Raw genomic sequence first — 24,024 nt, forward strand, 5'->3', positions numbered from 1 at the left:
CGGGGAAACCGACCCCGCCCTACCCTCCGTCGGCCTCGTTTTCTTTTCCCCCCCCCCCCCCCCCCCCCCCCCACTACCGTCATCCTCTACTGCGCCAGACGACAGTTGCCTGCCGCGTCAGCGCTTCTTCCGGATCGGCTTGCCCGGGCCAACCGTCTTTTCCAGCCAGCGCTCGCTCTCGGCCAGCATGGTCATGATCGATTCGCGCGCGCGGTAGGCATGCGATTCGTTCGGCAGCATCACCAGCCGTGCGTCGCCGCCCAGCCCCTTCACCGCGGCGAACATGCGCTCGCTCTGGATCGGGAACGTGCCGGAGTTGTTGTCGTCCACGCCGTGGATGAAGAGGATCGGATCCTTGATCCTGTCGGCGTAGTTGAACGGCGACATCTTCTGGTAGACATCCTGCGCCTGCCAGTAGTTGCGCTCCTCGGCCTGGAAGCCGAACGGCGTCAGCGTGCGGTTGTACGCGCCGCTGCGGGCGATGCCGGCCTTGAACAGCCGCGTATGCGCGAGCAGGTTGGCGGTCATGAACGCACCGTAGGAGTGGCCACCGATGGCGATGTGGTCGCGATCGGTCACGCCACGGCGCACCACTTCATCCACCGCCGCTTCGGCGTTGGCGATCAGCTGCGGCAGGTAGGTGTCGTTGGGCTCCTTGTCGCCTTCGCCGATGATCGGCATCGACGGGCTGACCAGCACCGCATAGCCCTTGGCCAGGAACGCCTGCGGGCCCCAATAGCTGATCGCGTTGAAGCGATACGGCGAATCGGTGACCTGGCTGGCCGCCGCAGCGGTCTTGAACTCACCCGGGTAGGCCCACATCAGCAGCGGCAGCGGACCGTCCTTCTTGGCGTTGTAGCCGGGCGGCAGCATCAGCGTCGCGGTAAGGTCCACGCCATCGTTGCGCTTGTAGCGGATCTGCTCCTTGCTCACCCCACGCAGCTGCGGCAGCGGGTGCTGGAAGCGGGTCAGCGCGCGCGGCGCGGCGCTGGCGTCGGACAGCGACTGCACGTAGAAGTTGGACGGCTCGTCGGGCGATTCGCGGGTCAGCAGCAGCGAGGTGCCTTCCTGGTCGAGCAGCGCCTGCGGCAGCGCATAGGACGGCGCCTGCGAGTGGAACAGACGGGTGGTCTGCCTGCTTTCCAGGTCCAGACGATCGACGAACGGACGGTCGCCTTCCGGCGATGCGCCCTGCCCGATCAGGAAGATGCTGCGGCCATCGGCACTGACCTGCAGGCGCGCGCGCCCGTTGACGTCGCGCACCAGCGCCGGGCGACCCGGATCGTTGTAGCGGTCCTGCGAGGAACGGGCCGACAACAGTTCCGGCGCCTTGTCCGGCTGGTCCGGCGCGATCCGCCACTGCTTCACCTCGCGGCTCTTCCACCACGATTCGTTGAGCAGCGCCAGGTCGCCACGGCCCCACTGGATGCCGGCATAGCGGCTGCCCAGCTGCGCCACGGTGACCGGCGGCGTTTCAAACGGCGCGGCCTGCATCAGCACCGCGTCGCGCACCTTGGCCTCGCGGCCCGGGTCACCGCCGTCCTGGGCTTCGGCCCAGACCAGCGTGGCCGGGGCATCGGCGCGCCAGCCGATGCTGCGCACGCCGGTCGGCACGGCGTCGTTGCCGGTCGGCAGGCCTTCCACCAGCGGCAGGGTGCTGACGGTGTGCTGCAGCGAGCCGTCCTGCGCGGACAGCACGTCGATGCGGCGGGCGAAATCGTCGACCGGCACCAGGTAGGAGTACGGGCGCAGCACACGCTCGGCGAGCAGATAACGCCCATCCGGCGACACGCTCACATCCAGGTACACCCCGGCGGTGGACAGCGGCGCGGCCTCACCGTTGAGGGCCACGCGCGCCGGCTGCGCGCTGGCGTAGTAGTCGAACAGGCGCGCATCGGCCTCGTTCTTCAGCAGGTCCTGGTAGGTACGGATGGTGCGCACGCCCGCATCCGCGTCGGTCTGCTGGATCGCCGGGCCGGTCGGGATGCCGCCGGCGGCGGGCGCCGGGCCCTGGCCCTTGAGCTGCTGCATGACCAGCAGGCCGCGGCTGTCAGGCAGCCAGCTGTAGCCATCGCCCATCACTGTGTTGAGGTCGGCGAGCAGGCGGCGCGCCGACCCGGCGGCGACGTCGACGATCCACAGTTCATTGGCACCGGTAGCGGCATGCACCTGGTTGAAGGCCAGGTACTTCTGGTCCGGCGACCACGCCAGCGTGGCAATCGACAACGGCTGCGGCAGGCCGCTGATCTGGCGCTCCTTGCCGTCGGCCACGTTGAGCAGCCACAGCGTGTTGCCGAAGCTGAAGCGGCTGGAGGAATGCGTGGCCGGGTTGATGCGCAGGCCGGCCAGCTTCAGTTCGGGCTGGGCGACATCGCTGATCGAGGGCAGCGGCGGGGTCTGCAGCATGGCCGCGATGTCGCGGCGCGGCGACAGGCTCAGGGTCGGCGCACGCGGCGCGTCCACCACGGCCTGCAGGGCGGCCGAGGGCAGTTCGTAGCCCTGCACGCCCTTGGCGGGGGCCACCTGCTGCGTGTCGGTCCGGGCGGCCGGTGCGGCCAGGCCCATCGGGGCCACCGCAAGCAGCGCCATGCCCACGATCAGGCTGCCCCAGCGCGCGCGGCGCTGGCGATCATTGCGTGTCATCTTCGATCCCTATGTTGGTGCAAACCTTGGACCTTAACAGCCGCGCGCCGATCGCCCCCCTGCCGATGGTTGGGGGCGGGGACCGATTCATGCCGGCCGCCCCTGCCGCGATATAATGGGCGACCCTCCACCGAGGGGCGCTGCGACCGTTCCGGACCCTGTCCGGCCGGCCAGGCTCGGTGGCCAGGATTGGTTCCAACGGCGCCCGGCGAATGCGAGTCCCCTCGGACCCGCAACTACCGGAGCTTACGAATGAACGCTGTTGCCAAGACCTTCTCGACCGAAGGCGATTACAAGGTCGCCGATATCTCGCTGGCCGATTGGGGCCGCAAGGAACTGGATATCGCCGAGCACGAAATGCCGGGCCTGATGTCGATCCGCCGCAAGCACGCCACCACCCTGCCGCTGAAGGGCGTGCGCGTGACCGGCTCGCTGCACATGACCATCCAGACCGCCGTGCTGATCGAAACGCTGAAGGACATCGGCGCCGACGTGCGCTGGGCCTCCTGCAACATCTTCTCCACCCAGGACCATGCCGCTGCGGCGATCGCCAAGTCCGGCACCCCGGTGTTCGCCTGGAAGGGCGAGTCGCTGGAAGAGTACTGGGACTGCACCCTGGACGCGCTGACCTTCACCCTGCCCGACGGCACCCTGACCGGCCCGGAGCTGGTGGTGGACGACGGCGGCGATGTCACCCTGCTGATCCACAAGGGTTTTGAACTCGAAAACGGCAGCACCTGGGTCGATGAGAAGGCCGCCTCGCACGAAGAACAGGTCATCAAGAACCTGCTCAAGCGCGTGGCCAAGGAGCGCCCGGGTTACTGGGGCCGCGTGGTCAAGGACTGGAAGGGCGTCTCCGAAGAGACCACCACCGGCGTGCACCGCCTGTACCAGCTGGCCCAGGCCGGCACCCTGCTGATCCCGGCGATCAACGTCAACGACTCGGTCACCAAGAGCAAGTTCGACAACCTCTACGGCTGCCGCGAGTCGCTGGCCGACGGCCTCAAGCGCGCGATGGACGTGATGCTGGCCGGCAAGGTTGCCGTGGTCTGCGGCTACGGCGACGTGGGCAAGGGCTGTGCCGCCTCGCTGCGCGCCTACGGCGCCCGCGTGGTGGTCACCGAGATCGATCCGATCTGCGCCCTGCAGGCCGCGATGGAAGGCTTCGAGGTCAACACCATCGAATCCACCCTGGGCCGTGCCGATCTGTACGTCACCACCACCGGCAACAAGGACATCATCCGCATCGAGCACCTGAGCGCGATGAAGGACCAGGCCATCGTCTGCAACATCGGCCACTTCGACAACGAGATCCAAGTCGATGCGCTGGTCAGCTACCCGGGCGTGCAGCAGATCAACATCAAGCCGCAGGTGGACAAGTACGTGTTCCCGAACGGCAACGCGATCTTCCTGCTGGCCGAAGGCCGCCTGGTGAACCTGGGCTGCGCCACCGGCCACCCGAGCTTCGTGATGTCCAACTCGTTCGCCAACCAGACTCTCGCCCAGATCGACCTGTGGGCGAACAAGGACAGCTACGAGAACAAGGTGTACCTGCTGCCCAAGCACCTGGACGAAGAAGTGGCCCGCCTGCACCTGGAGAAGATCGGCGTGAAGCTGACCACCCTCACCCAGGAACAGGCCGACTACATCGGCGTGCCGGTGGAAGGTCCGTTCAAGCCGGATCATTACCGCTACTGATCGGCCTGCCGGTCCAGTTGCGTTGAAACGAAACGGGCGCCGCAGGGCGCCCGTTTTTTTTGTCATGCCCTCCCCGATAGCCTCGGTCAAGCCAACACCCCCATCGCGCCGCTACGATGCACGGGTACCCGGCAACAAGGAACGGCCATGACCCCGGCCATCAACCTGCTCAAGAAGCGCGGCATTGCCCACCGCGTGCTGTCCTACACGCATGACGCCACGGCCGAGTCCTACGGCGGCGAGGCGGTGCAGCAGCTCGGGCTGGACCCCACGCAGGTGTTCAAGACCCTGCTCGCCAGCACCGACACACACGAGCTGCTGGTGGCGATCGTGCCGGTCAGCGGTACGCTCGACCTGAAGGCGCTGGCCGAGGCGGCCGGTTGCCGGAAGTGCGAGATGGCCAAGGTCGACGACGCGCAGCGCGCCACCGGCTACCTGGTGGGCGGCATCAGCCCGCTTGGGCAGAAGAAGCGGCTGCGCAGCTTCATCGACACCAGCGCGGCGGCCCTGCCCACCGTGCACGTCAGCGCCGGGCGCCGTGGTCTGGAGGTCGCCCTGGCACCGGCCGACCTGCTGCATCTCATCGACGCGGCGTATGCCTCGATCGGCAGGGCCCGATGATCCGCACGCTGCTCGCACGCCTGCGCGATGCATCGCTGCCGTCCCTGCCCCCGCTGCAGGATGGTCGCCCCGGCACGGCCCTGCTGCAGGCGCTGGGCAGCGGCGATTACGGCCGGCTGCGCACGGCGGCCGCCACCGTCGCCCTCACCCGCGACGCGCCGCTGCTGGATGACCTTGCGGCGCAGCTGCCGTACGTGGAGATCGCCCGGGCGCGCTACACCACGGACCCGAAGTGGATCCGCGAACACTACGAACTGGACTTCGTGCTGCGCAAGCTGCGCCACTGGCGCGACCGCAGCGGCTGCCTGTGCCAGCTGTATCCGCACTGGATGCATTACCAGCCCGGCCGCGAGATCGCCAACGGCCACGTGCTGCCCATCGCCACCGGCGTGGCCGACGGAGGCTGGGGCGATACACAGGACGCCACCTGCACCGTGTGTGGGCGCGGGTGGCGCTGCACCGACCGCGAGTACCACGCGCCGTGGTGGGAATGGCAGGCCTTGCCGCCGGCCTGAGCCCGACCCGGCATGGTCAGGCCGGTGTCACGGCCGCCAGTTGGCGTTGGCCTCCCAGAACGCCACCGCGCGCGCGTACGCCTCGCGGTCCAGCGGCACGCCCGAGCCGCCCTCTTCCACGCCCAGCGCATTGCGCATCATGGTGATCGGGGCCATCGGCACTTCCTCCGGCTCGGCGGTGTAGATGCAGCCGACGATGCCCCAGTCCGCCTCGATCGGCGAACCTTCCAGGGCGAGCTGTTCGGCGCTGTACAGGATCACCACCAGGTAGTTCGCCCGCGGCGATTCCACGCCTTCGAACCAGCGCACCAGGACCGGCAGTTCCTCGCGGTTGCGTGCCTCGTAGGCACTGCGCAGCTGGTGACGGTTGGCATCGGTGATCGGCACCGTGAGGCAGCGCGTGCTGGTCCAGTTCTCGTAGACATGCAGCTTGCAGAACGGCGCGTAGCCGTCGAGCACCTTCAGCGGTGCATGCGCGTTGAGGTGCGCCTGGAACTGCGCGGCGCTGCAGTCCTGGATGGTGTTGGCCCGCGGCACGCGCGGGAACAGGCGGGGTCGGGCGAATTCGGTGAGGACGATGGACATGGCGTGTTCGGCGGAGAAACCGCGTACAGGGTAGCGCGACGCCCTCCCCTACAGCGCCATGCGCTCACGCAGCTCGCGCGCCTGCCGGCGCGATACCTCGACGTGGCTGCCGTCGTCGAGCACCAGATCGTAGCCATCGCCGACACTGGGCTCCACTGCGCGGATGCGCCGCAGGTTGACCAGCGTATTGCGATTGGCGCGGAAGAACAGCGCCGGGTCCATGCGCGCTTCCAGCGTGGTGAGGCTGCGTGCAAGCAACGCGTTCTGGTCGCGGAACCAGAGGCGCGCGTAGTTGCCATCCACCACGATCCGGCGGATCTCGCCCAGGGCCACGAACCAGCAGCGCTCGCCGTCGCGCAGGAACACCTGGTCGTCCACGCCCAGCCGATCGCGGGGTGCGGCGGCCGATGCATCGACGCTCGCCAGCCGTGCCTGCGCCCGCGCCACGGCGGACTGCAGCCGCGTCGCATCGACCGGTTTGACCAGGTAGTCCAGCGCATCGCGCTCGAACGCCTGTACCGCGTAGTGATCGTACGCGGTGACGAACACCACCAGAGGAAGAGCCTCGACGCCGTCGAGAACGTCGAACCCGTTGCCGGACGGCATCTGCACGTCGAGCAGCACCAGGTCCGGATGGAGCCGGGCGATCGCCTCGCGCGCGGCGGGCACGTCGTCCGCGTCGCCCACCCACTGCACGCCTTCGATCCCGGCCAGCAGCGTGCGCAGTTCCAGCCGCGCCAGCCGCGCATCGTCCACCACCAGCACCCGCAGCGGCGCGGTCATTGCCGCACCTCCAGTTGCGCCAGCATGGCATCGCCCTCGCGCAGCAGCTGCAACCGCCCCTGTGCGGACGCTGCCTGGCCATCGCCGATGCCCAGCTGCGCACGCAGGTAGGCCAGGCCAACGCCATGTCCCTCGCCGGGCACGGCGGTCCCCACCGGGTTGCGTACCTGCAGGTGCAGCTGCCCGGCGCCCAGGCGCGCGGCGATCTGCAGTTCCCCGCCGCCGCAGGTCACCGCGATGCCGTGCTTGATCGCGTTTTCCACCAGCAGCTGCAGCGCCATCGGCGGCAGGCGCGCCGCCAGCGCCGCCGTCTCGATATCGACCCGGACGCGCAGACGCGCTTCGTAATGGATCGCCTCTACCGCCAGATAGTCCTGGACCACCCGCCATTCCTCGGCCAACGCGACCCAGCCACCGTCGGTGTGGGTCAGTGCATGGCGCAGGGTGCCCGACAGGTGAGTCACCATGTCGCGGGCGCGCGCCGGATCTTCATGGATCAACGCACGCAGGTTGTTGAGCGCGTTGAAGACGAAATGGGGGTTGAGCCGCGCACGCAGTGCCTGGTGCTCCAGCGTGACCCGCTGGGCCTCTGCCCGCAGCTGCGCCAGTTCGCTGTGGCGGGCGCGCAGCAGCGCGCGACGACCGGCCCACAGCGCGCACCACGCCGCCAGCATGATCGCGCTGTTGAGCCAGTAGCCGACCAGCGCGAACGGCCGGTAGTCGGCCCGCTGGCCGGGCAGGCGTACCCACTCCCACTGCAGCGCAGGCAACAGCAGCAGGGCAGTGCCGAGCTGCACCACGGTGCTGCCGACCAGCACCGCCAGCAGCAGGCGCCAGCCCAGCGCCAGCGCGTCGTGCTGCAGCCAGCCGGCGCGCAGCGCATGGAAACGGATCGCCGCGCTGGTGATGAACAGCCACACCCCCACGCTCGCCGAGATCAGCAGCATGCCCGACCACTGGCCGACATAGCCGATGCCTAGCACCGTGCTGACGACCAGATAGGTCAGCCACACCGCTGCATTGCGCCACCAGAACGCGTTGTCGCCTGTTGCCTGCATGCCGGTCGAGGTCTCCGCGTGGGCGATCAGCGGCGTGCAGGCAGGTCGAGGAAGCCACGCACCTGTGCCTGCAGCCAGCGCGGATCATCCCACATCAGGAAGTGGTAGCCGGTCGCGCTCATCTCGATGCGCGCCGACGGCAACCGCGCGTACTGGCCGGCAAAGGTTGCGCGGGTGGACGCGAGCGTGGCGCCGTACGGCTGGTAGGCCGCCCACGCACCGAGCACGAGCACCGGCGTGGTGATCGCGGCGATCGGTTCGCGCAGGTCGGTCATGCTCATCGAATACATCGCGTTGGCGGTGGTGGCCCTGTCGCTGTCGCGCCCCCACTGCTGCAGCGTGGCCAGGTGCTCGGGTGAGCGGGTCATGCTGGCCAGGAAGCGGTCGGTGTTGGCGCGGTACGCCGCTTCCTCGACCGCCACCAGGCTGCTGCGCTCCTGTGCGGCGGCGGCCTTGCGCAGCGCCGGGGTGGCGGCCGGATCGCGGATGGCGTCGAGGTAGGGCAACGCATCGACGATCACCAACGGCCCGACCTGGTCCGGCGCCTCGATCGCCATCTGCAGGGCCACCACGCCACCCAGGCTGTGGCCGATCACCACCGGGTGATCCAGCCTGCGCGCGGCGGCATAGGCCAGCAGCCGGTCGCGCATCGCCGCGAGGAAGTCATCGCTGGCCACCGCCGGCGCCCCGGCAAAACCGGGCAGCTGCACCAGATGGCACTGCACCTGCGGCTGCAGCGCGGCGCAGGTATCGCGCCACACCTCGGCCCCGCTGTTGAGGCCGGGGATCATCAGCACCGGGCGGCCGCTGCCGATCACCTCGACCTGCAGATCCTGGAACCGCTCGGGTGCCGCGTGGGCCGGGCCGGCCAGGACGGCCCACGCCGTCAGCGCAAGCGCGGCCAACGGAGCGAGGGAGCGGAGAGGGCGGTAACGTTCGGTCGACATGACAGGCTCCTGCTGGGTGAGCCCACAGCGTGGCGCGGGTCGACACGGCCCGGGGAATGAGATGAGCAGCGGCCGCAGACAGCCGGTGAGCGGTCGCGGGAGACGGATGAGCCGCACGCCCTACCGGTCCGGCGCGCCCACGATTGCCTGCAAAGCCTCCGGCAGCGACGGGTACTGGAACGCGAAGCCCTCGGCCAGGGCGTGCGCGGGCTGCACGTTCTGCCCGGTCAGCAGCAGCCCGGCCATTTCGCCGAAGCCCAGCCGCAGCGCGAACGCCGGGGTGGTCAGCCGCGCAGGACGCTTCAGGACTTCGCCCAGCGTGGTGGCGAAGGTGCGGTTGGTGACCGTGCCCGGCGCCGTGCCGTTGTAGGCACCCCGTGCCTGCCCGTTGGCGAGCAGCCACAGGATCATGCCGACCACGTCCTCACGATGGATCCAGCTCATCCACTGCCGGCCATCGCCCATCGGGCCACCGAGCCCCATGCGGAACGGCGGCAGCATTTTCAGCAGTGCCCCGCCCTCGCGTTCGAGCACGATGCCGGTCCGCAGCACGCAGGTGCGCACCCCCAGGGCCTCGGCCTTCAGCGCCTCGGCTTCCCACTGGCGGCACAGCATCGCCGCGAAGTCGTGGCCCGGCGATGCGGTTTCGTCCAGCGGCGTGCTGTCGCGCGGGCCGTACCAGCCGATCGCCGACCCCGACACCAGCACCTGCGGCCGTTCCGGCAGCGTGGCCATCCAAGCCAGCAGCGCCTGCGTGGTGCCGATCCGGGAGTCGCGCAGCGTCTGCTTGCGCGCATCGCTCCAGCGCCCGTCCATCAGCGGCTCACCGGCCAGGTTGACCACCGCCTGGACCGGGCCGACCTCGGCCAGCGTGGCGACGGTGTGGATGCCCGGCTGCGGGGTGCGGCCGGGCCGGCGGGTGAGCACGATGGGGGTGTGCCCGGCCGCAAGCAGCCGCGCGCACAGGCGGCGGCCGATGAAGCCGGTGCCACCGGTAACGAGAATCTGCATGGCGGGTACTCCTGGACGGTGCCGCCACTGTAAGCCGGGCGGCGTGGAGGGCGCATGGGATTCACTTCACTTTCATCGCGATGAAGAGATATGATTGCGTCACACCCGCCGCCGCGCCCGCCCCATGACTGCCATCAGCTTCGAGTTCTACCCGCCCAAGACCGACGAGCAGCGCGCCCAGCTCGACCGTACCGCGAGCAGGCTGAAGGTCTTCGCGCCCGAGTACGTCTCGTGTACGTTCGGTGCGGGCGGCTCCACCCTCAGCTACACCTCCGAGACCGTGCGCCACCTCAACCAGCACCACGGCTTCGAGGCGGCCCCGCATCTGTCCTGCGTGGGCGGCAGCCGCGAGGAGATCCGCGAACTGCTCAAGCTGTACCGCGCGATCGGCTGCCGGCGCATCGTCGCGCTGCGCGGTGACCTGCCCTCGGGCATGGGCCACCCCGGCGACCTGCGCTATGCCGCCGAGCTGATCAGCTTCATCCGCGCCGAACATGGCGACGCGTTCCGCATCGAGGTCGGCGCCTACCCCGAGACCCACCCGCAGGCCAACGACGCGCTGCTGGACCTGAAGCACTTCAAGGCCAAGATCGATGCCGGCGCCGATGCGGCGATCACCCAGTACTTCTTCAATGCCGATGCCTACTTCCACTTCGTGGACGCGGTGCGCAGGCTGGGCGTGAGCGTGCCGATCGTGCCGGGCATCATGCCGATCTCCAATTTCAGCCAGCTGCGCCGGTTCTCCGAACAGTGCGGCGCGGAAATCCCGCGCTGGATCGGCAAGCGCATGCAGGCCTACGGCGACGATGCCGAATCGGTGCGCGCCTTCGGCGCCGAGGTGGTGGCCGGCCTGTGCGAACGGCTGGTGGCCGGCGGCGCGCCGGGCCTGCACTTCTACACCCTCAACCTGGCCAAGCCCACCACCCAGGTGCTGAAACTGCTGCACGGCTGAGCGCCTGCCACCCATCGCTTGCAGATAACGACGCGGCCGCTACGCTGCAGCGATGCGAACCACCGTGCTCCTGCTGCTTGCGTGCCTGCCCTGCTTCTCCACCCCGGCCGCGGCGCAGGCGTCGCGTGTGAACCGCTGCACCACCGCGCAGGGCGACACCGTGTTCACCGACCGCAGCTGCGATGCGCTGGGCGCCACAACACGGATGCCGGCGCGCGTGCCGGAGATCGGCAACACCGGCATGTTCCGCGCCGGCTGCGCGCGGCGGCTGAGCGAACTGACCGGGCAGATCCGCGATGCGGTCAGCACCCGCGACGTCAACCGGCTGTCCTCGATCTACCTGTGGAACAACGTTTCCGACGCGACCGCCAACCACATCATCGGGCGGCTGGAAGCGGTGGTGCAGCGCCCGTTGATCGATATCGCGCCGGTGTACCCGGAGGCACCGGAGACGCCCCCACCGGCGCTGCCGGTGCCCGGCAGTTCCGACCCGCTGCCCGCGCCCGCCGCACGCCCGCGCCCGATCGGGCTGCGCCTGGAGCAGACCCTGGCCAACTCGGTCACGCCGGCCCGCACCGTGTTCGGGCTGCGCCGTCAGTACGGCTGCTTCTGGATCACGCTGTAGACCACAAACCGCGGATCGCAGCGATGCCCTGGGCGCCGTGGCGACGCGACTCGGCGATATCGGCCGGGCCAAGGCCGCCGAGCGCATACAGCGGCAGCGAGACCTGCGCCCGCAGGGCCTCGAAGGCCTCCCACCCCAATGGGGTGGCGCCGGGGTGGCTGGGGGTGGCCTGCACCGGGCCCAGCACCGCGAAGTCGCAGCCGAGCCGCTGTGCGGCCTGCAGCTGCGCCAGGTCGTGGCAGGACGCGGCCACCAGCTGGTCGGCCGGCAGCGGCCGTGCATCCAGCTGCATGAGCTGTTCGCTGCCCAGGTGCACGCCGACGCCCAGCCGCTCGGCCAGCGCGATGTCGCGGTTGAGCAGCCACTGCGCCCGTTTGCCGTGGGCGCGGATCGCCGCCTCGGCCAGCGTGGCACGGGCGGGGCTGTCGGGGGTGCGCAGATGCACGCGGCGCACACCGGCATCCAGCGCCGCGCCGAGCCGCTGCAGCCAGCGCGCGTGGTCGTGCTCGCCGGATGGCTCGGGGGTGATCAGGTAGCGGTCGGGGTGGCGCAGGGCGGCCACCACCGGCAGGTCGGCCGGGGGCATCGAGTAGCGCGACAGCTTGTCCGGGGTCACCCAGGTGATGGCCTGGCCTTCACGGCCGCGCGGGGAGCCCTTCCAGCTGCGGACGTGCCGCACCTCCAGCCGCAGGTGCTTGTCCGGATAGACCTGCGGGACGTCCATCAGCCACTCGCCGACCTCGGCCTCGATACCCAGCTCTTCGCGCAGCTCGCGGACCAGCGCCTGCTCGGAGCTCTCGCCCGGCTCGCGCTTGCCGCCAGGGAACTCCCACAGGCCGGCCATATCGCTGTTCTCGGTACGACGGTTGAGCAGGATGCGGCCACGGACGTCGGTGATGACGGCGGCCACGACATGGATCGATCGTTTGGGGGATGGCATGCAGGCAGGATGCCCAATCCCGGCGGGATGGCGCAATGGCTGCCGTGCGACCGGGCGCAGGGCCGCGGTGGGTGGGTCGGGTGAAGAACCAAAAAAAGCCCCGCGCGAGGCGGGGCTTTTCAGTCGATCAGGTCAGCTGACCGTGGCAATGCTTGAACTTCTTGCCACTGCCGCACGGGCACGGGTCGTTGCGGCCGACCTTGGGTTCGTCGCGGGTGACCTGGCCTGCGCCGTTGCGCGCTGCCTCCACATCCGCCGCCTCTTCGTCGGCGCTGTAGCTGCCGGCGTCCTGGTGCTGGAACTGCGACTGCAGCAGGCGGGCTTCGGCCTGCTGGCGTTCGGCGGCTTCCAGCGCGGCCACTTCTTCTTCGCTGCGGATGCGCACGCGCGCCAGCAGGGTCACCACTTCGCGCTTGACGTTCTCCAGCATGTCCGAGAACAGCTCGAAGGCTTCCTTCTTGTACTCCTGCTTGGGCTGCTTCTGCGCGTAACCGCGCAGGTAGATGCCCTGGCGCAGGTAGTCCATGCGGGCCAGGTGTTCCTTCCAGCTCTGGTCGAGCACGGTCAGCATCACGTGCTTTTCCAGCGCGCGCATGGTCTCGTCGCCGACGCCGGCTTCCTTCTCGGCGAAGTGCTGGTCCACACGGGCCTGCACCTTCTCGGCGATGCCCTCGGCGTCCAGCTCTTCGTGCGACTTGACCAGATCGGTCAGCGACATCTGCAGGCCCAGGTCGGCGGCCAGCGTGGCTTCCAGACCCGGCAGGTCCCACTGCTCGTCGATCGAGTTCGGCGGCACGAAGCGGGCGACGATGTCGTAGATCACGTCGCCGCGGATGCCATCCACGTTGTCCTTCACCGACTCGGCATCGAGCAGCTCGTCGCGCTGGGCGTAGATCACCTTGCGCTGGTCGTTGTTGACGTCGTCGAAGTCGAGCAGGTTCTTGCGGATGTCGAAGTTGTGCGCTTCGACCTTGCGCTGCGCCTTCTCGATCTGGCGGCTGACCAGACGATCTTCGATGACGTCGTCTTCCTTCATGCCCATCATGCGCATCGCCTTCTGGACCCAGTCCGAGGCGAAGATGCGCATCAGGTTGTCTTCCAGCGACAGATAGAAGCGCGAGGAACCCGGGTCACCCTGGCGGCCGGAACGGCCACGCAGCTGGTTGTCGATACGACGCGATTCGTGGCGCTCGGTGCCCACGATGTGCAGGCCACCGGCCGCCTTGACCTGGTCGTGGCGCTCCTGCCATGCGGCCTTGACCTGGGCGCGCTGCTCGGGCGTGGCGTCTTCGCCCAGCTCATGCAGCTGCGCTTCCAGCGAACCGCCCAGCACGATGTCGGTACCGCGACCGGCCATGTTGGTGGCGATGGTCACCGCACCGGGCATGCCGGCATTGGCGATGATGGTGGCTTCGCGATCGTGCTGCTTGGCGTTGAGCACCTCGTGGTGCACGCCGGCCTTGCGCAGGTGCTCGGAGAGCATCTCGGAGGTTTCGATCGAGGTGGTGCCCACCAGCACCGGCTGGCCGCGCTTGTTGCAGTCCTGGATGTCGGCCAGCACCGCATTGAACTTGCCGTTGCGGTTGAGGAACACCTGGTCGGACGCATCCTTGCGGATGGTCGGGCGGTTGGTCGGAATGACCACCACTTCCAGGTTGTAGATGCTCTGGAATTCGTAGGCTTCGGTATCGGCCGTACCGGTCATGCCGGACAGCTTCTTGTACATGCGGAACAGGTTCTGGAAGGTGATGCTCGCCAGGGTCTGGTTCTCGCGCTGGACCGGCACGCCTTCCTTCGCTTCCACCGCCTGGTGCAGGCCATCGGACCAGCGGCGGCCGGCCAGGGTACGGCCGGTGAATTCGTCCACGATCACCACTTCACCGTCGCGCACGATGTAATCGACGTCGCGCTGGTAGATCGCATGCGCGCGCAGGGCGGCATTGAGGTGGTGCACCACGGTCAGGTTCTGCGCGGCGTACAGGCCTTCGGTCTCGGCGTTGAGGATGCCCGCCTCGACCAGCAGCTGCTCTGCGTGCTCCATGCCCGCCTCGGACAGGTGCACCTGCTTGCCCTTCTCGTCGACCCAGAAGTCGCCCTCGCCTTCTTCGGCCTCCTGCTTGATCAGGTGCGGCACCACGCGGTTGACGCGGATGTACAGCTCCGGGGAGTCGTCGGCCGGGCCGGAGATGATCAGCGGGGTACGGGCTTCGTCGATCAGGATCGAGTCGACTTCGTCGACGATCGCGTAGTGCAGGCCGCGCTGGTAGCGGTCGGCGCGCGACAGCGCCATGTTGTCGCGCAGGTAGTCGAAGCCGAATTCGTTGTTGGTGCCGTAGGTGATGTCGCTGCCGTAGGCCTCGCGCTTGTCGCTGTGCGGCATGCCCGGGTAGACCACGCCCACGCTCAGGCCGAGCCAGTTGTACAGCTTGCCCATCTGGGCCGAGTCGCGGCGGGCCAGGTAGTCGTTGACGGTCACCACGTGAACGCCCTTTCCTTCCAGCGCGTTGAGGTAGACCGGCAGGGTTGCCACCAGCGTCTTGCCTTCACCGGTACGCATTTCGGCGATCTTGCCCAGATGCAGCACCATGCCGCCGATCAGCTGCACGTCGTAGTGGCGCATGCCAAGCACGCGGCGGCTGGCTTCGCGGCAGACCGCGAACGCTTCCGGGAGCACCTTGTCCAGGGCTTCACCGTCGGCGATGCGCTGCTTGAACTCCGGGGTCTTGGCCTTGAGCTGCTCGTCGGAGAGCTTTTCGATTTCCGGCTCCAACGCATTGATCTTGGCGACGATGCGGTTGAGCTGGCGCAGCTGTCGTTCATTACGACTGCCGAAGACGCGGGTAAGCAGGCTGTTGATCATTGAAGGAACCGGTTGGAATGAGACGCCCCAACGGCGAGGCTCCCCACGGGGAGCCATCGGCCGCAAACGAAACAGGGCGCACTGCGCCCTGTCTATGGCAACACCCATTGTAGCTTGGGACGGGGGGGCTACGTTTCAAGCACCCCCCACCCAAGTGGATCAGCCGCGCGAAACGCGCCCGACCGGGGTATTGCCGCCATCGCCCAGGAACTTGCGGGGATTGACCACCTGCCCGTTCTCCCAGACCTCGAAGTGCACATGGGCACCGGTGGAACGACCGGTGGAACCGGCCTTGGCCACTTCCTGGCCGGCCCGGACCAGGTCGCCCGGCTTCACCACCAGGCGCGAATTGTGCGCATAGCGGGTCACGTAGCCGTTGCCGTGGTCCACGTCGACCACGTTGCCGTAACCGCCCTTGACCCCGGCGAAGCTGACCACGCCATCGGCCACGGACATCACCGGATCGCCAACGCGGGCGTGGAAATCCATGCCCTTGTGGGTGGCCGCACCGCGACCGAACGGATCGCTGCGGGTACCGAAATTGGAGGTGATGTAGGTGTTGCGGATCGGCATGCGACCCGGCACCGCGTTCTGTTCGAGCTGGTGGTCGAACATCAGCGATTCCATCACCGACAGCTGGCGGCCTGAAGCAGCGAAGCGCTGCTCCAGCACCTGTAAGTCGGCATTGACCGCGCTGACCGGGATGTCCTGGGTCGGGCCGGCTTCACCTTCACCGAGGCCGGGGGTCTCGTTGAAGTCGAATTCGCCGTCTTCCAGTTTGCCCATCTGGGTCAGTCGTTCGCCTAGGGCATTGAGACGGGTGGCCTGCGCCTGCAGTTCGCCCATCCGCGCTGCCAGCGCGTTGACCTGGGTCTGGGCGTCTTTCTGGGCCTGCGCCAGGTCGCGTTCCTGCTGGGCGACCTTGGCGTGGAGGCGGGAATCATTGAACATGCTGCCACCGAGACCGGCACCGAAGCCGATCAGACAGCCTACCCCCAGTACACTGCCCAGCAGGGCCCGGGGTCGATCCTCGAAGTAGAAACGCAAACGCGCCAGCGGCGTCTTGGCCTGTCCTTCACGCGTTTTGATTACGATCTTTTTGAATGCCATCAGTGAGTTTTCATGTCTGAGCCGAAATCCAGTGCCCGTCCTGCTTCAACACCGAAACCGGCGCTGGATGCAGTCATGGCGGACAAATCCGGAAACCCGTTGCGCCGTGCCTTGTGGCTCGATGCGCTGGACCGGCAGTTGCGCCCCCATTTGCCGCCCACCCTGGCCACCCGTTGCCGGCTGGCGAATGTAAACGGCGAACACCTCGTTTTTCTCGTCGAATCCCCGGTCTGGCATGCCAAGGTGCGGCTTGCCGAAGCCCAGCTCATCGACGCGGCCCGGTCCATCGGGCTGAAAGTCACCAAGGTGACCGTCAAGACTGCGTCTGCCGCTCCACCACGCTCCCCAGCGCTCGACAACCGGAATGGCCCCCACGCAGTTTCAGCCGCCACGCACAAAGGGCTACGCGACGCCTTGGCTTGTCTGCACGACGTGGATTCCTCCTCGTCCTGACTGCATCGGGGCATCCATCCCCTTCCCCCGCCGCGTCACGAGCACGTGAACTTGGCAGGGAGCCGGCCAGCATCGTAGCGGTGGATGGTCGCCCAGTCGTTAGCGTTTTGTTAGAAACGCGTTAAATGTCGACGATAAATTGATCGGGTTCACAAATCCGTGACGTAGGCACCCCCACGGTTCATTCACGTCAACGCCCGCGCGGCGGCCCGGCCCGGACACGCGAACGGCGCCATCGGCGCCGTTGCTTTTCCTTTCATTTCAATGGCTTGCTGCCATCACACCTCACGCGTAGGCGGGCATTCCATAGGCCACCGGGGGCGCAGCGGCCGGCGATTCGTAGCTCACCCACTCCCAGGCGGTGGCATCGGCCAGCAGCGCGCGCACCAGCTTGTTGTTCAGGGCATGCCCCGACTTGAAACCCTCGTAGGCGCCCAGCACCTGGCCACCGGCGAGATACAGATCGCCGATCGCATCGAGAATCTTGTGGCGCACGAACTCGTCGGCGTAGCGCAGGCCGTCGTCGTTGAGCACGCGGAACTCGTCCAGCACGATGGCGTTGTCCATCGAGCCGCCAAGACCGAGATTGCGCTCGCGCATGTACTCCAGGTCGCGCATGAAACCGAAGGTGCGCGCGCGGGAGATTTCCTTGGTGTAGGCCAGGGTCGAGAACTCGATCTCCGCGCGCGACTGCTTGGCGGGAATCATCGGGTGGTCGAACTGGATGGTGAAGCCCAGCTTGTAGCCTTCATACGGTTCGAACCGGGCGACCTTGTCGCCGTCGGTCACTTCAACCGTCTTGAGGATGCGGATGAACCGCTTCGGCGCGTCCTGTTCGGCGATGCCCGCCGACTGCAGCAGGAACACGAAGGGGCCGGAGGAGCCGTCCATGATCGGCAGTTCGGCCGAGGACAGCTCCACGATGATGTTGTCCACACCCAGGCCGGCCAGTGCCGACATCAGGTGTTCGACGGTCTGGATCTTGGCGTCGTGGTGGGTCAGGCCGGTGCACAGGGTCACTTCGGTGACCAGATCGGCGCGGGCGGGGACTTCCACGACCGGGTCCAGGTCCACGCGACGGAACACGATGCCGTGATTGACCGGGGCCGGACGCAGGGTCATGTAGACCTTGTCGCCACTGTGAAGGCCAACGCCGGTGGCGCGGATCGTGTTCTTGAGGGTGCGTTGCGGAATCATGGGGCCAGGCCGGATAGCGCGCGGTCAGCGCGACAAGTGACAAACAAGAATAACACGCAGTACCACCACCCCTTTCTGAACCGGGATGTATCGGTACCACCGCCAGTGGGCCATGACACAGGGTCGTGGCTGCAGGGCGGCAGACTGCCGGGCCGATCCTGGCCCGGCAGCATGGGACATGGAGGCGCTCACCGGGGAGGACAAGACCCCGGGTGGGCGATCCTCAGTCCGCCTGGCGGCGCAGGAACGCCGGGATGTCCAGGTAATCGTTCGGCAGTTCGGCCGCGGCCGGACCCGAGGAGGACGACGACGCCGACGGCGCCACGGTGTCCGCGCTCGGACGACGCAGGCCCAGGCCCATGCCACCCACCGCCTTGGACACGGCATCGCCACCGGTGTCGAACTCGCCGAACTCCGGCTGGCCGGTGGTGGCGTTGCGGACCAGCTTGATCGGTGCGCGTTCGCCCGGACGCTGGGTCTTGGCGCTGACGACACGGTTCAGGCCGGTGGCCACCACGGTCACGCGGACTTCGTCCTGCATGTCCGGATCGAGCACGGTACCCACCACCACGGTGGCGTCTTCGGACGCGAAGCCATCGATGGTGCGGCCGATCTCGTCGAACTCGGCCATCGTGAAGTCGGCACCGGCGGTGATGTTGACCAGGATGCCGTTGGCGCCGGCCAGGTTCACATCGTCCAGCAGCGGGTTCTGGATGGCGGCTTCGGCAGCGGCCTGGGCGCGGTCATCGCCACGCGCGGTGCCGGTGCCCATCATCGCCAGACCCATTTCCGACATCACGGTGCGCACGTCGGCGAAGTCGACGTTGATCAGGCCCGGACGCACGATCAGGTCGGCGATGCCCTGCACGGCGCCCTGCAGCACGTCGTTGGCGGCACGGAAGGCCTGGATCATGGTCGCGTTGCGGCCCAGCACGGTGATCAGCTTTTCGTTCGGGATGGTGATCAGCGAGTCGCAGTGCTGGCTCAGCTCTTCGATGCCCTTCAGCGCAACCTGCATGCGGCGACGGCCTTCGAACGGGAACGGCTTGGTGACCACGGCGACGGTCAGGATGCCCATCTCCTTGGCCAGCTGTGCCACCACCGGTGCGGCACCGGTGCCGGTACCGCCGCCCATGCCGGCAGTGATGAACACCATGTCCGCACCCTGCAGGGCGTCCATGATGCGCTCGCGGTCTTCCAGCGCGGCCTGGCGGCCGACTTCCGGGTTCGCGCCGGCGCCCAGGCCCTTGGTGACGTTGGTACCCAGCTGCAGCTGCAGCTTGGCACCGCAATTCTTGATGGCCTGCGAATCGGTGTTGGCGGTGATGAACTCCACGCCGTCCACGCTGGTGCTCACCATGTGCGCCACAGCGTTGCCGCCGCCGCCGCCCACGCCGATCACCTTGATCACCGCATTGGGTGCCATCTTTTCAATCAGTTCGAAATGCGCCATGTCCGTGTCCTCGTTGTATCCGCTTCTGGGTGGCATGGGCGTCCAGGCGTCCTGCCTTCGCGCTGCATGTTGCCGTTGCGGCTGTGTGGGTTGTGTGTTGCCGTTTGAAGCGCCGGCCAGGGCCGGTTTGGTGCCAGCCGACCAACGGTCGGCTCTACTCAAAATTCTCCTCGGAACCAGGTTTTGAGCTTCTTGAACATGCTGCCCGCGCGCCCGGTGGGCAGCGAGGGACGGCGCGGGTGTTCGATCTGACTGCCCATCAGCAGCAGGCCCACGCCGGTGGCATGCACCGGGTTGCCGACCACTTCGCCAAGGCCGGTGACGTGCTGCGGAATGCCCACGCGCACCGGCATCTGCAGCATTTCCTCGGCCAGTTCGACCACGCCTTCCATCTTCGAGGCACCGCCGGTGAGCACCATGCCGGCACGCACCAGTTCCTCGAAACCGGAGCGGCGCAGTTCGGCCTGCACCATCTCGAAAATCTCCTCGTAGCGGCCCTGCACCGCCTGCGCAAGCGCATGGCGCGGCATCCGGCGCGGCGGACGATCGCCGACGCTGGGCACCTGGATGCTCTCCTCGGCGGTGGCCAGCTGCGCCAGGGCGCAGGCGTAGCGCACCTTGATCTGCTCCGCTTCCGGGGTGGGCGTGCGCAGCATGTGCGCGATGTCGTTGGTGACGTGGTCGCCGGCGATCGGCAGCGAGGCGGTGTGGCAGATCGCGCCCTGCACGAACACGGCCAGGTCGGTGGTGCCGGCGCCCATGTCGACCAGCACCACGCCCAGCTCGCGCTCGTCGGCGGTCAGCACGGCCACGCTGGAGGCCAGCGAGGACAGCACCAGGTCATCGACCTGCAGGCCGCAGCGCTGCACGCACTTGGAGATGTTGGCCGCGGCCGACTGCGCGCACACCACCAGGTGCGCATGCACCTCCAGGCGCACGCCGGTCATGCCGACCGGGTTGCGGATGCCTTCCTGCGAATCGTCCAGCACGTACTCGCGCGGAATGGCATGCAGGATCTTCTGGTCGGCCGGAATCGCCACGGCCTTGGCCGCATCGAGCACCCGGTCCAGGTCGCCCCAGGTCACTTCGCCATCGCGGATCGGCACGATGCCGGGCGAGTTCTTGCACTGCACGTGGTTGCCCGAGATCGAGGCATACACCGAACGGATCTCGCAGCCGGCCATCAGCTCGGCCTCTTCGACCGCACGCTGGATCGACTGCACGGTGGACTCGATGTCCACCACCACGCCGCGCTTGAGGCCGCGCGATTCGTGCGAGCCGATGCCGATGACCTCGATCGGATTGCCCGGCGAATACTCGCCGACCAGTGCCACCACCTTGGAGGTGCCGATGTCCAAGCCGACGATCAGCGATTTGTCACCCTTGCGATTCATGTCCTGTCCTGCGTCCTGTGCGCCACATTGGCCGGTGTGGCCGGCGCGGCCGGAGCCGGGGTGCCCCAGCTCAGCGTGAAACCATTGGTATATCGGAGGTCGGCGCGTTCGATCGGCGCCTGCTGGTTGGCCAGCTGCGGCAGCACGCGCACGAAACGCTGCAGGCGCGAGCGCGCATCGTCGCGGCCAACCACCACTTCGGTGCCATTGCTCAGCAGCAGCGACCAGCTGCCGCGCGCGTCCATCGTGACCCGCTTGACGTCCACCCCGGCCGGCGCGAACAGCGCGCGCGCATCGTTGTAGAGCGCCACCACTTCGGCGGTCTGGGTGTCCGGGCCGTCCAGGTCGGGCAGCGCGATGTCCTGCAGCTTGCGCGGCGTGGCGAACAGCTTGCCCTGCTCGGACAGCAGCCGGTCCTTGCCCCAGTGCGCGAACGGCTTGTGTTCGACCAGGCGGATTTCCAGCACGTCCGGCCACTGCTTGCGCACCTGCGCGCTTTCCACCCACGGCAGGCCTTCGATCGCGTCCTGGGCGTCCTGCAGCTTGACCGCGAAGAAGCCGGCCTTGGCATACGGCAGGACCACCTGCTGCAGCTGTTCGGCCGGCACCCGCTTGAATTCACCGTGCACACGCAGTTTCGCCAGCGGCCAGCGCTCGGCGCCGACCCAGCCGTTGAGCACCGCCACCACGGGCAGCGCCACCAGCGACAGGGCCAGCAGCCAGACGAAGATGCGCAGCACGGCGTTCATGCGGAACGCACCTCCACGGTCTGCTCCAGCACGCGCCAGACCAGTTCCTCGAAGTCGATGCCGGCTTGACGGGCCGCCTTCGGCACCAGCGAGTGGCTGGTCATGCCCGGGGCGGTATTCACCTCGAGCAGGTAGAAGCGGCCGCTGCTGCGGTCGCGCATCACGTCCACGCGGCCCCAGCCGCGGCAGCCGGCGGCACGGAACGCAGCCAGCGCGATGCGCCGGATCTCGATCTCGTCCTCACCGTCCAGGCCCGGGCACAGGTACTGGGTGTCCTCGGCGATGTACTTGGCGTTGTAGTCGTACCACTGGCCCTTGGGCACGATGCGGATCGACGGCAGCGCGACATCCCCGAGGATGGCCACGGTCAGCTCATCGCCGACCACCATCTGCTCCATCAGCAGCTGGCCGTCGTAACGGACCGCCAGCGCCACGGCCTCGTCCAGGCCGGCTTCCTCGGTGACCCGGCTGATGCCCACACTGGAGCCTTCATTGGCCGGCTTGACCACCACCGGCAGGCCGAGCTCGCGCGCGGCCGCATGCACATCGGCACCGGTGCCGATCGACACGAAGCGCGGGGTCGGCAGACCATGCGCCAGCCACACCTGCTTGGTGCGGATCTTGTCCATGCTCAGCGCCGAACCGAGCACGTCCGAGCCGGTATACGGCACCGCGAAGGCTTCCATCAGCCCCTGCACGATGCCGTCTTCGCCACCGCCGTTGTGGCCGTGGAGAATATTGAACACGCGGTCGAAGCGGCGCTCGGCCAAGGCCTGCGCCAAGGCGGGGATGCCGTCCACGGCGGTCGCATCGACGCCACGGGCGCGCAGCGCCTCGATCACGTTGCGGCCGGAGTCGAGCGATACCTCGCGCTCGCTGGAACTGCCGCCGAGCAGCACCGCGACGCGGCCGAAGGCGGCCGGGTCGGTGATGCGCAGCGAGGGGAATACGAATGCGCTCATTCGGCCGCTGCCTCCTGGAAGCCGTCCACCGCGATGTGCTGGGCCACGGCGCCGATGTCACCGGCGCCCATCATCAGCAGCAGGTCGCCGTCCTGCAGAACGTCGGGCAGCACATGCGCCAGCTCGGCCGCCTGGCCGACCACGACCGGCTCGCTGCGGCCGCGCGCACGGATCGCACGCGCCAGCGAACGCGAGTCGGCGCCCGGAATCGGCGCTTCGCCGGCCGGGTAGACCTCGCTCAGCACCAGCGCATCTACCTCGGACAGAACGGCGGCAAAGGCGTCGAACTGGTCGCGGGTACGGCTGTAGCGGTGCGGCTGGAAGGCCACGACCAGGCGCTGGGCCGGCCAGCCGCCGCGGGCGGCGGCAAACACCGCAGCCAACTCGCGCGGGTGGTGGCCGTAGTCATCGATCACGCGCACCTTGGCACCGGTGCGGGTGGTGACGATGCCCAGGTCGTTGAAGCGGCGGCCAATCCCCGCGAACCCTTCCAGCGCACGCGCGATGGCATCCGGGGCAACACCGAGCTGCCAGCCCACGGCGGCGGCGGCCAGCGCGTTGAGCACGTTGTGCTTGCCCGGCAGTGCCAGCGTCACCGGGTAACTGCTGCCCTCCGGCAGGCGCAGGGTGAAGCGCATGCGCGGGCCGTCCTGGACCACGTCCTCGGCACGCACGTCGGCGGTGCCGCTCATGCCATAGCTCATGACATGCCGCGGGGTCTGCGCGGCCAGCGCGGCCACTTCCGGATCGTCGATGCACAGCACTGCCAGACCGTAGAACGGCAGACGCTGCAGGAATTCGGCGAAGGCGGCCTGGACCCGGGAGAAATCGTTGCCGTAATTCTCCAGGTGATCCGCATCGATGTTGGTGATCACCGACACCAGCGGGTTCAGGCGCAGGAAGCTGCCATCGCTTTCGTCGGCCTCGGCCACCAGCCACTGCCCACTGCCGAGCTTGGCATTGGCGCCGGCCGCCAGCAGCTGGCCGCCGATCACGAAGGTCGGGTCCAGCCCGCCTTCGCTCAGCACTGCAGCGGTCAGGCTGGTGGTGGTGGTCTTGCCGTGGGTACCGGCCACGGCGATGCCGCGGCGGAAGCGCATCAGCTCGGCCAGCATGGCCGCACGCGGCATGATCGGAATGCGCTGGCTGCGCGCTTCCATCAGCTCCGGGTTGTCCTCGCGGATCGCGCTGGAGACGACCACGCAGTCGGTGCCGAGCACGTTGGCGGCGGAATGGCCGCGCATCACGCGCGCGCCCAGGCCGGCCAGACGGCGGGTTGCGGCGTTGTCGGCGTTGTCCGAACCGGACACTTCATAGCCCAGGGTCAGCATCACTTCGGCGATGCCGCTCATGCCGGTGCCGCCAATGCCGACGAAGTGCACGCGCGGGAAGGCGCGTACCAGGTCGTTGGTGTCGTGCAGGCGGCGGATCATGCGCGGCCTCGCGTCGGGCCTGCGCCGTGGCGCGG

General features: G+C 68.1%; 21 protein-coding genes and 1 riboswitch. Of the genes, 6 read left to right on the forward strand and 15 right to left on the reverse strand.

Features of this window, described 5'->3' with window-relative positions:
- Positions 1 to 117: 117 nt before the first annotated feature.
- A complete protein-coding gene (locus ACO6VK_RS01675) occupies positions 118 to 2,643 on the reverse strand; it encodes a prolyl oligopeptidase family serine peptidase (RefSeq protein WP_422505156.1) in 2,526 nt (841 codons plus the stop codon).
- Between the two features lie 126 nt (positions 2,644 to 2,769).
- Positions 2,770 to 2,857: riboswitch (S-adenosyl-L-homocysteine riboswitch) on the forward strand.
- Between the two features lie 38 nt (positions 2,858 to 2,895).
- Here ACO6VK_RS01675 and ahcY point away from each other — a divergent pair.
- The 3 genes from ahcY (at position 2,896) to ACO6VK_RS01690 (ending at position 5,477) form a co-directional block, all read left to right on the forward strand.
- Positions 2,896 to 4,341, forward strand: a complete 1,446-nt coding sequence (gene ahcY, locus ACO6VK_RS01680) for an adenosylhomocysteinase (RefSeq protein ID WP_411849916.1) — start codon at positions 2,896 to 2,898, stop codon at positions 4,339 to 4,341.
- A gap of 147 nt (positions 4,342 to 4,488) precedes the next feature.
- A complete protein-coding gene (gene ybaK / locus ACO6VK_RS01685; RefSeq protein WP_422505157.1) occupies positions 4,489 to 4,962 on the forward strand; it encodes a Cys-tRNA(Pro) deacylase in 474 nt (157 codons plus the stop codon).
- The gene (locus tag ACO6VK_RS01690) at positions 4,959 to 5,477 is read left to right on the forward strand and encodes a hypothetical protein (protein ID WP_422505158.1); all 519 of its coding nucleotides are present in this window, start codon (positions 4,959 to 4,961) and stop codon (positions 5,475 to 5,477) included. Before ybaK ends, ACO6VK_RS01690 begins: the two co-directional genes overlap by 4 nt.
- A gap of 27 nt (positions 5,478 to 5,504) precedes the next feature.
- On the opposite strand, the gene ACO6VK_RS01695 is transcribed toward ACO6VK_RS01690, so the two are convergent.
- From ACO6VK_RS01695 to ACO6VK_RS01715, 5 genes are all read right to left on the reverse strand, one after another.
- Positions 5,505 to 6,062, reverse strand: a complete 558-nt coding sequence (locus ACO6VK_RS01695) for a DUF3228 family protein (RefSeq protein WP_422505159.1) — start codon at positions 6,060 to 6,062, stop codon at positions 5,505 to 5,507.
- A 48-nt stretch (positions 6,063 to 6,110) separates the two neighbouring features.
- Positions 6,111 to 6,845, reverse strand: a complete 735-nt coding sequence (locus ACO6VK_RS01700) for a LytR/AlgR family response regulator transcription factor (protein WP_422505160.1) — start codon at positions 6,843 to 6,845, stop codon at positions 6,111 to 6,113.
- Entirely contained in the window at positions 6,842 to 7,903 is a 1,062-nt protein-coding gene (locus ACO6VK_RS01705) for a sensor histidine kinase (protein WP_422505161.1), read from the reverse strand. The genes ACO6VK_RS01700 and ACO6VK_RS01705 overlap by 4 nt, the downstream gene beginning before the upstream one ends.
- A 26-nt stretch (positions 7,904 to 7,929) precedes the next feature.
- A complete protein-coding gene (locus ACO6VK_RS01710; protein WP_422505162.1) occupies positions 7,930 to 8,850 on the reverse strand; it encodes an alpha/beta fold hydrolase in 921 nt (306 codons plus the stop codon).
- 120 nt (positions 8,851 to 8,970) lie between these two features.
- On the reverse strand, positions 8,971 to 9,861 hold the full coding sequence (locus tag ACO6VK_RS01715; protein WP_422505163.1) for a TIGR01777 family oxidoreductase: 891 nt from the start codon (positions 9,859 to 9,861) through the stop codon (positions 8,971 to 8,973).
- A 124-nt stretch (positions 9,862 to 9,985) separates the two neighbouring features.
- Here ACO6VK_RS01715 and metF point away from each other — a divergent pair, with 124 nt between their 5' ends.
- Both metF and ACO6VK_RS01725 read left to right on the forward strand, forming a co-directional pair.
- The gene (gene metF, locus ACO6VK_RS01720) at positions 9,986 to 10,813 is read left to right on the forward strand and encodes a methylenetetrahydrofolate reductase [NAD(P)H] (RefSeq protein WP_422505164.1); all 828 of its coding nucleotides are present in this window, start codon (positions 9,986 to 9,988) and stop codon (positions 10,811 to 10,813) included.
- A 52-nt stretch (positions 10,814 to 10,865) separates the two neighbouring features.
- Positions 10,866 to 11,438 carry a hypothetical protein gene (locus tag ACO6VK_RS01725; RefSeq protein WP_422505165.1) on the forward strand — a complete coding sequence of 191 codons (573 nt, stop codon included), beginning with the start codon at positions 10,866 to 10,868 and terminating at the stop codon, positions 11,436 to 11,438.
- Here ACO6VK_RS01725 and ACO6VK_RS01730 read toward each other — a convergent pair.
- The 3 genes from ACO6VK_RS01730 to ACO6VK_RS01740 form a co-directional block, all read right to left on the reverse strand.
- Complete coding sequence (locus ACO6VK_RS01730; RefSeq protein WP_422505166.1) at positions 11,428 to 12,378, reverse strand: Nudix family hydrolase; 951 nt, start codon at positions 12,376 to 12,378, stop codon at positions 11,428 to 11,430. The genes ACO6VK_RS01725 and ACO6VK_RS01730 overlap by 11 nt on opposite strands.
- A 127-nt stretch (positions 12,379 to 12,505) precedes the next feature.
- Positions 12,506 to 15,238 carry a preprotein translocase subunit SecA gene (gene secA, locus ACO6VK_RS01735; RefSeq protein ID WP_422505167.1) on the reverse strand — a complete coding sequence of 911 codons (2,733 nt, stop codon included), beginning with the start codon at positions 15,236 to 15,238 and terminating at the stop codon, positions 12,506 to 12,508.
- Between the two features lie 159 nt (positions 15,239 to 15,397).
- Positions 15,398 to 16,348, reverse strand: coding sequence for a M23 family metallopeptidase (locus tag ACO6VK_RS01740; protein ID WP_422505168.1), 951 nt, complete (start codon positions 16,346 to 16,348; stop codon positions 15,398 to 15,400).
- A 12-nt stretch (positions 16,349 to 16,360) separates the two neighbouring features.
- Here ACO6VK_RS01740 and ACO6VK_RS01745 point away from each other — a divergent pair, with 12 nt between their 5' ends.
- Complete coding sequence (locus tag ACO6VK_RS01745) at positions 16,361 to 16,801, forward strand: DUF721 domain-containing protein (RefSeq protein ID WP_422505169.1); 441 nt, start codon at positions 16,361 to 16,363, stop codon at positions 16,799 to 16,801.
- A gap of 285 nt (positions 16,802 to 17,086) precedes the next feature.
- On the opposite strand, the gene lpxC is transcribed toward ACO6VK_RS01745, so the two are convergent.
- From lpxC to murC, 6 genes are all read right to left on the reverse strand, one after another.
- Entirely contained in the window at positions 17,087 to 17,998 is a 912-nt protein-coding gene (gene lpxC / locus ACO6VK_RS01750; protein WP_422505170.1) for a UDP-3-O-acyl-N-acetylglucosamine deacetylase, read from the reverse strand.
- Positions 17,999 to 18,221: 223 nt separating this feature from the next.
- Positions 18,222 to 19,451, reverse strand: a complete 1,230-nt coding sequence (gene ftsZ / locus ACO6VK_RS01755; protein ID WP_411849903.1) for a cell division protein FtsZ — start codon at positions 19,449 to 19,451, stop codon at positions 18,222 to 18,224.
- 158 nt (positions 19,452 to 19,609) lie between these two features.
- On the reverse strand, positions 19,610 to 20,845 hold the full coding sequence (gene ftsA / locus ACO6VK_RS01760) for a cell division protein FtsA (RefSeq protein WP_017355446.1): 1,236 nt from the start codon (positions 20,843 to 20,845) through the stop codon (positions 19,610 to 19,612).
- Positions 20,842 to 21,594 (reverse strand): cell division protein FtsQ/DivIB, encoded by a 753-nt coding sequence (locus ACO6VK_RS01765; protein ID WP_422505171.1) that lies wholly within the window; start codon positions 21,592 to 21,594, stop codon positions 20,842 to 20,844. The genes ftsA and ACO6VK_RS01765 overlap by 4 nt, the downstream gene beginning before the upstream one ends.
- Positions 21,591 to 22,556 (reverse strand): D-alanine--D-alanine ligase, encoded by a 966-nt coding sequence (locus tag ACO6VK_RS01770; protein WP_422505172.1) that lies wholly within the window; start codon positions 22,554 to 22,556, stop codon positions 21,591 to 21,593. The genes ACO6VK_RS01765 and ACO6VK_RS01770 overlap by 4 nt, the downstream gene beginning before the upstream one ends.
- Entirely contained in the window at positions 22,553 to 23,989 is a 1,437-nt protein-coding gene (murC, locus tag ACO6VK_RS01775; RefSeq protein WP_422505173.1) for a UDP-N-acetylmuramate--L-alanine ligase, read from the reverse strand. The genes ACO6VK_RS01770 and murC overlap by 4 nt, the downstream gene beginning before the upstream one ends.
- Positions 23,990 to 24,024 lie beyond the last annotated feature (35 nt).

It is taken from the genome of Stenotrophomonas sp. GZD-301 (genome assembly GCF_049310345.1).
GTDB lineage: Bacteria > Pseudomonadota > Gammaproteobacteria > Xanthomonadales > Xanthomonadaceae > Stenotrophomonas.

What these genes read in the sequence shown, in the direction of transcription:
- ACO6VK_RS01675 (WP_422505156.1), bottom strand. Translation starts at nt 2,643, where the DNA reads ATGACACGCAATGATCGCCAGCGCCGCGCGCGCTGGGGCAGCCTGATC.
- ahcY (WP_411849916.1), top strand. Translation starts at nt 2,896, where the DNA reads ATGAACGCTGTTGCCAAGACCTTCTCGACCGAAGGCGATTACAAGGTC.
- ybaK (WP_422505157.1), top strand. Translation starts at nt 4,489, where the DNA reads ATGACCCCGGCCATCAACCTGCTCAAGAAGCGCGGCATTGCCCACCGC.
- ACO6VK_RS01690 (WP_422505158.1), top strand. Translation starts at nt 4,959, where the DNA reads ATGATCCGCACGCTGCTCGCACGCCTGCGCGATGCATCGCTGCCGTCC.
- ACO6VK_RS01695 (WP_422505159.1), bottom strand. Translation starts at nt 6,062, where the DNA reads ATGTCCATCGTCCTCACCGAATTCGCCCGACCCCGCCTGTTCCCGCGC.
- ACO6VK_RS01700 (WP_422505160.1), bottom strand. Translation starts at nt 6,845, where the DNA reads ATGACCGCGCCGCTGCGGGTGCTGGTGGTGGACGATGCGCGGCTGGCG.
- ACO6VK_RS01705 (WP_422505161.1), bottom strand. Translation starts at nt 7,903, where the DNA reads ATGCAGGCAACAGGCGACAACGCGTTCTGGTGGCGCAATGCAGCGGTG.
- ACO6VK_RS01710 (WP_422505162.1), bottom strand. Translation starts at nt 8,850, where the DNA reads ATGTCGACCGAACGTTACCGCCCTCTCCGCTCCCTCGCTCCGTTGGCC.
- ACO6VK_RS01715 (WP_422505163.1), bottom strand. Translation starts at nt 9,861, where the DNA reads ATGCAGATTCTCGTTACCGGTGGCACCGGCTTCATCGGCCGCCGCCTG.
- metF (WP_422505164.1), top strand. Translation starts at nt 9,986, where the DNA reads ATGACTGCCATCAGCTTCGAGTTCTACCCGCCCAAGACCGACGAGCAG.
- ACO6VK_RS01725 (WP_422505165.1), top strand. Translation starts at nt 10,866, where the DNA reads ATGCGAACCACCGTGCTCCTGCTGCTTGCGTGCCTGCCCTGCTTCTCC.
- ACO6VK_RS01730 (WP_422505166.1), bottom strand. Translation starts at nt 12,378, where the DNA reads ATGCCATCCCCCAAACGATCGATCCATGTCGTGGCCGCCGTCATCACC.
- secA (WP_422505167.1), bottom strand. Translation starts at nt 15,238, where the DNA reads ATGATCAACAGCCTGCTTACCCGCGTCTTCGGCAGTCGTAATGAACGA.
- ACO6VK_RS01740 (WP_422505168.1), bottom strand. Translation starts at nt 16,348, where the DNA reads ATGGCATTCAAAAAGATCGTAATCAAAACGCGTGAAGGACAGGCCAAG.
- ACO6VK_RS01745 (WP_422505169.1), top strand. Translation starts at nt 16,361, where the DNA reads ATGTCTGAGCCGAAATCCAGTGCCCGTCCTGCTTCAACACCGAAACCG.
- lpxC (WP_422505170.1), bottom strand. Translation starts at nt 17,998, where the DNA reads ATGATTCCGCAACGCACCCTCAAGAACACGATCCGCGCCACCGGCGTT.
- ftsZ (WP_411849903.1), bottom strand. Translation starts at nt 19,451, where the DNA reads ATGGCGCATTTCGAACTGATTGAAAAGATGGCACCCAATGCGGTGATC.
- ftsA (WP_017355446.1), bottom strand. Translation starts at nt 20,845, where the DNA reads ATGAATCGCAAGGGTGACAAATCGCTGATCGTCGGCTTGGACATCGGC.
- ACO6VK_RS01765 (WP_422505171.1), bottom strand. Translation starts at nt 21,594, where the DNA reads ATGAACGCCGTGCTGCGCATCTTCGTCTGGCTGCTGGCCCTGTCGCTG.
- ACO6VK_RS01770 (WP_422505172.1), bottom strand. Translation starts at nt 22,556, where the DNA reads ATGAGCGCATTCGTATTCCCCTCGCTGCGCATCACCGACCCGGCCGCC.
- murC (WP_422505173.1), bottom strand. Translation starts at nt 23,989, where the DNA reads ATGATCCGCCGCCTGCACGACACCAACGACCTGGTACGCGCCTTCCCG.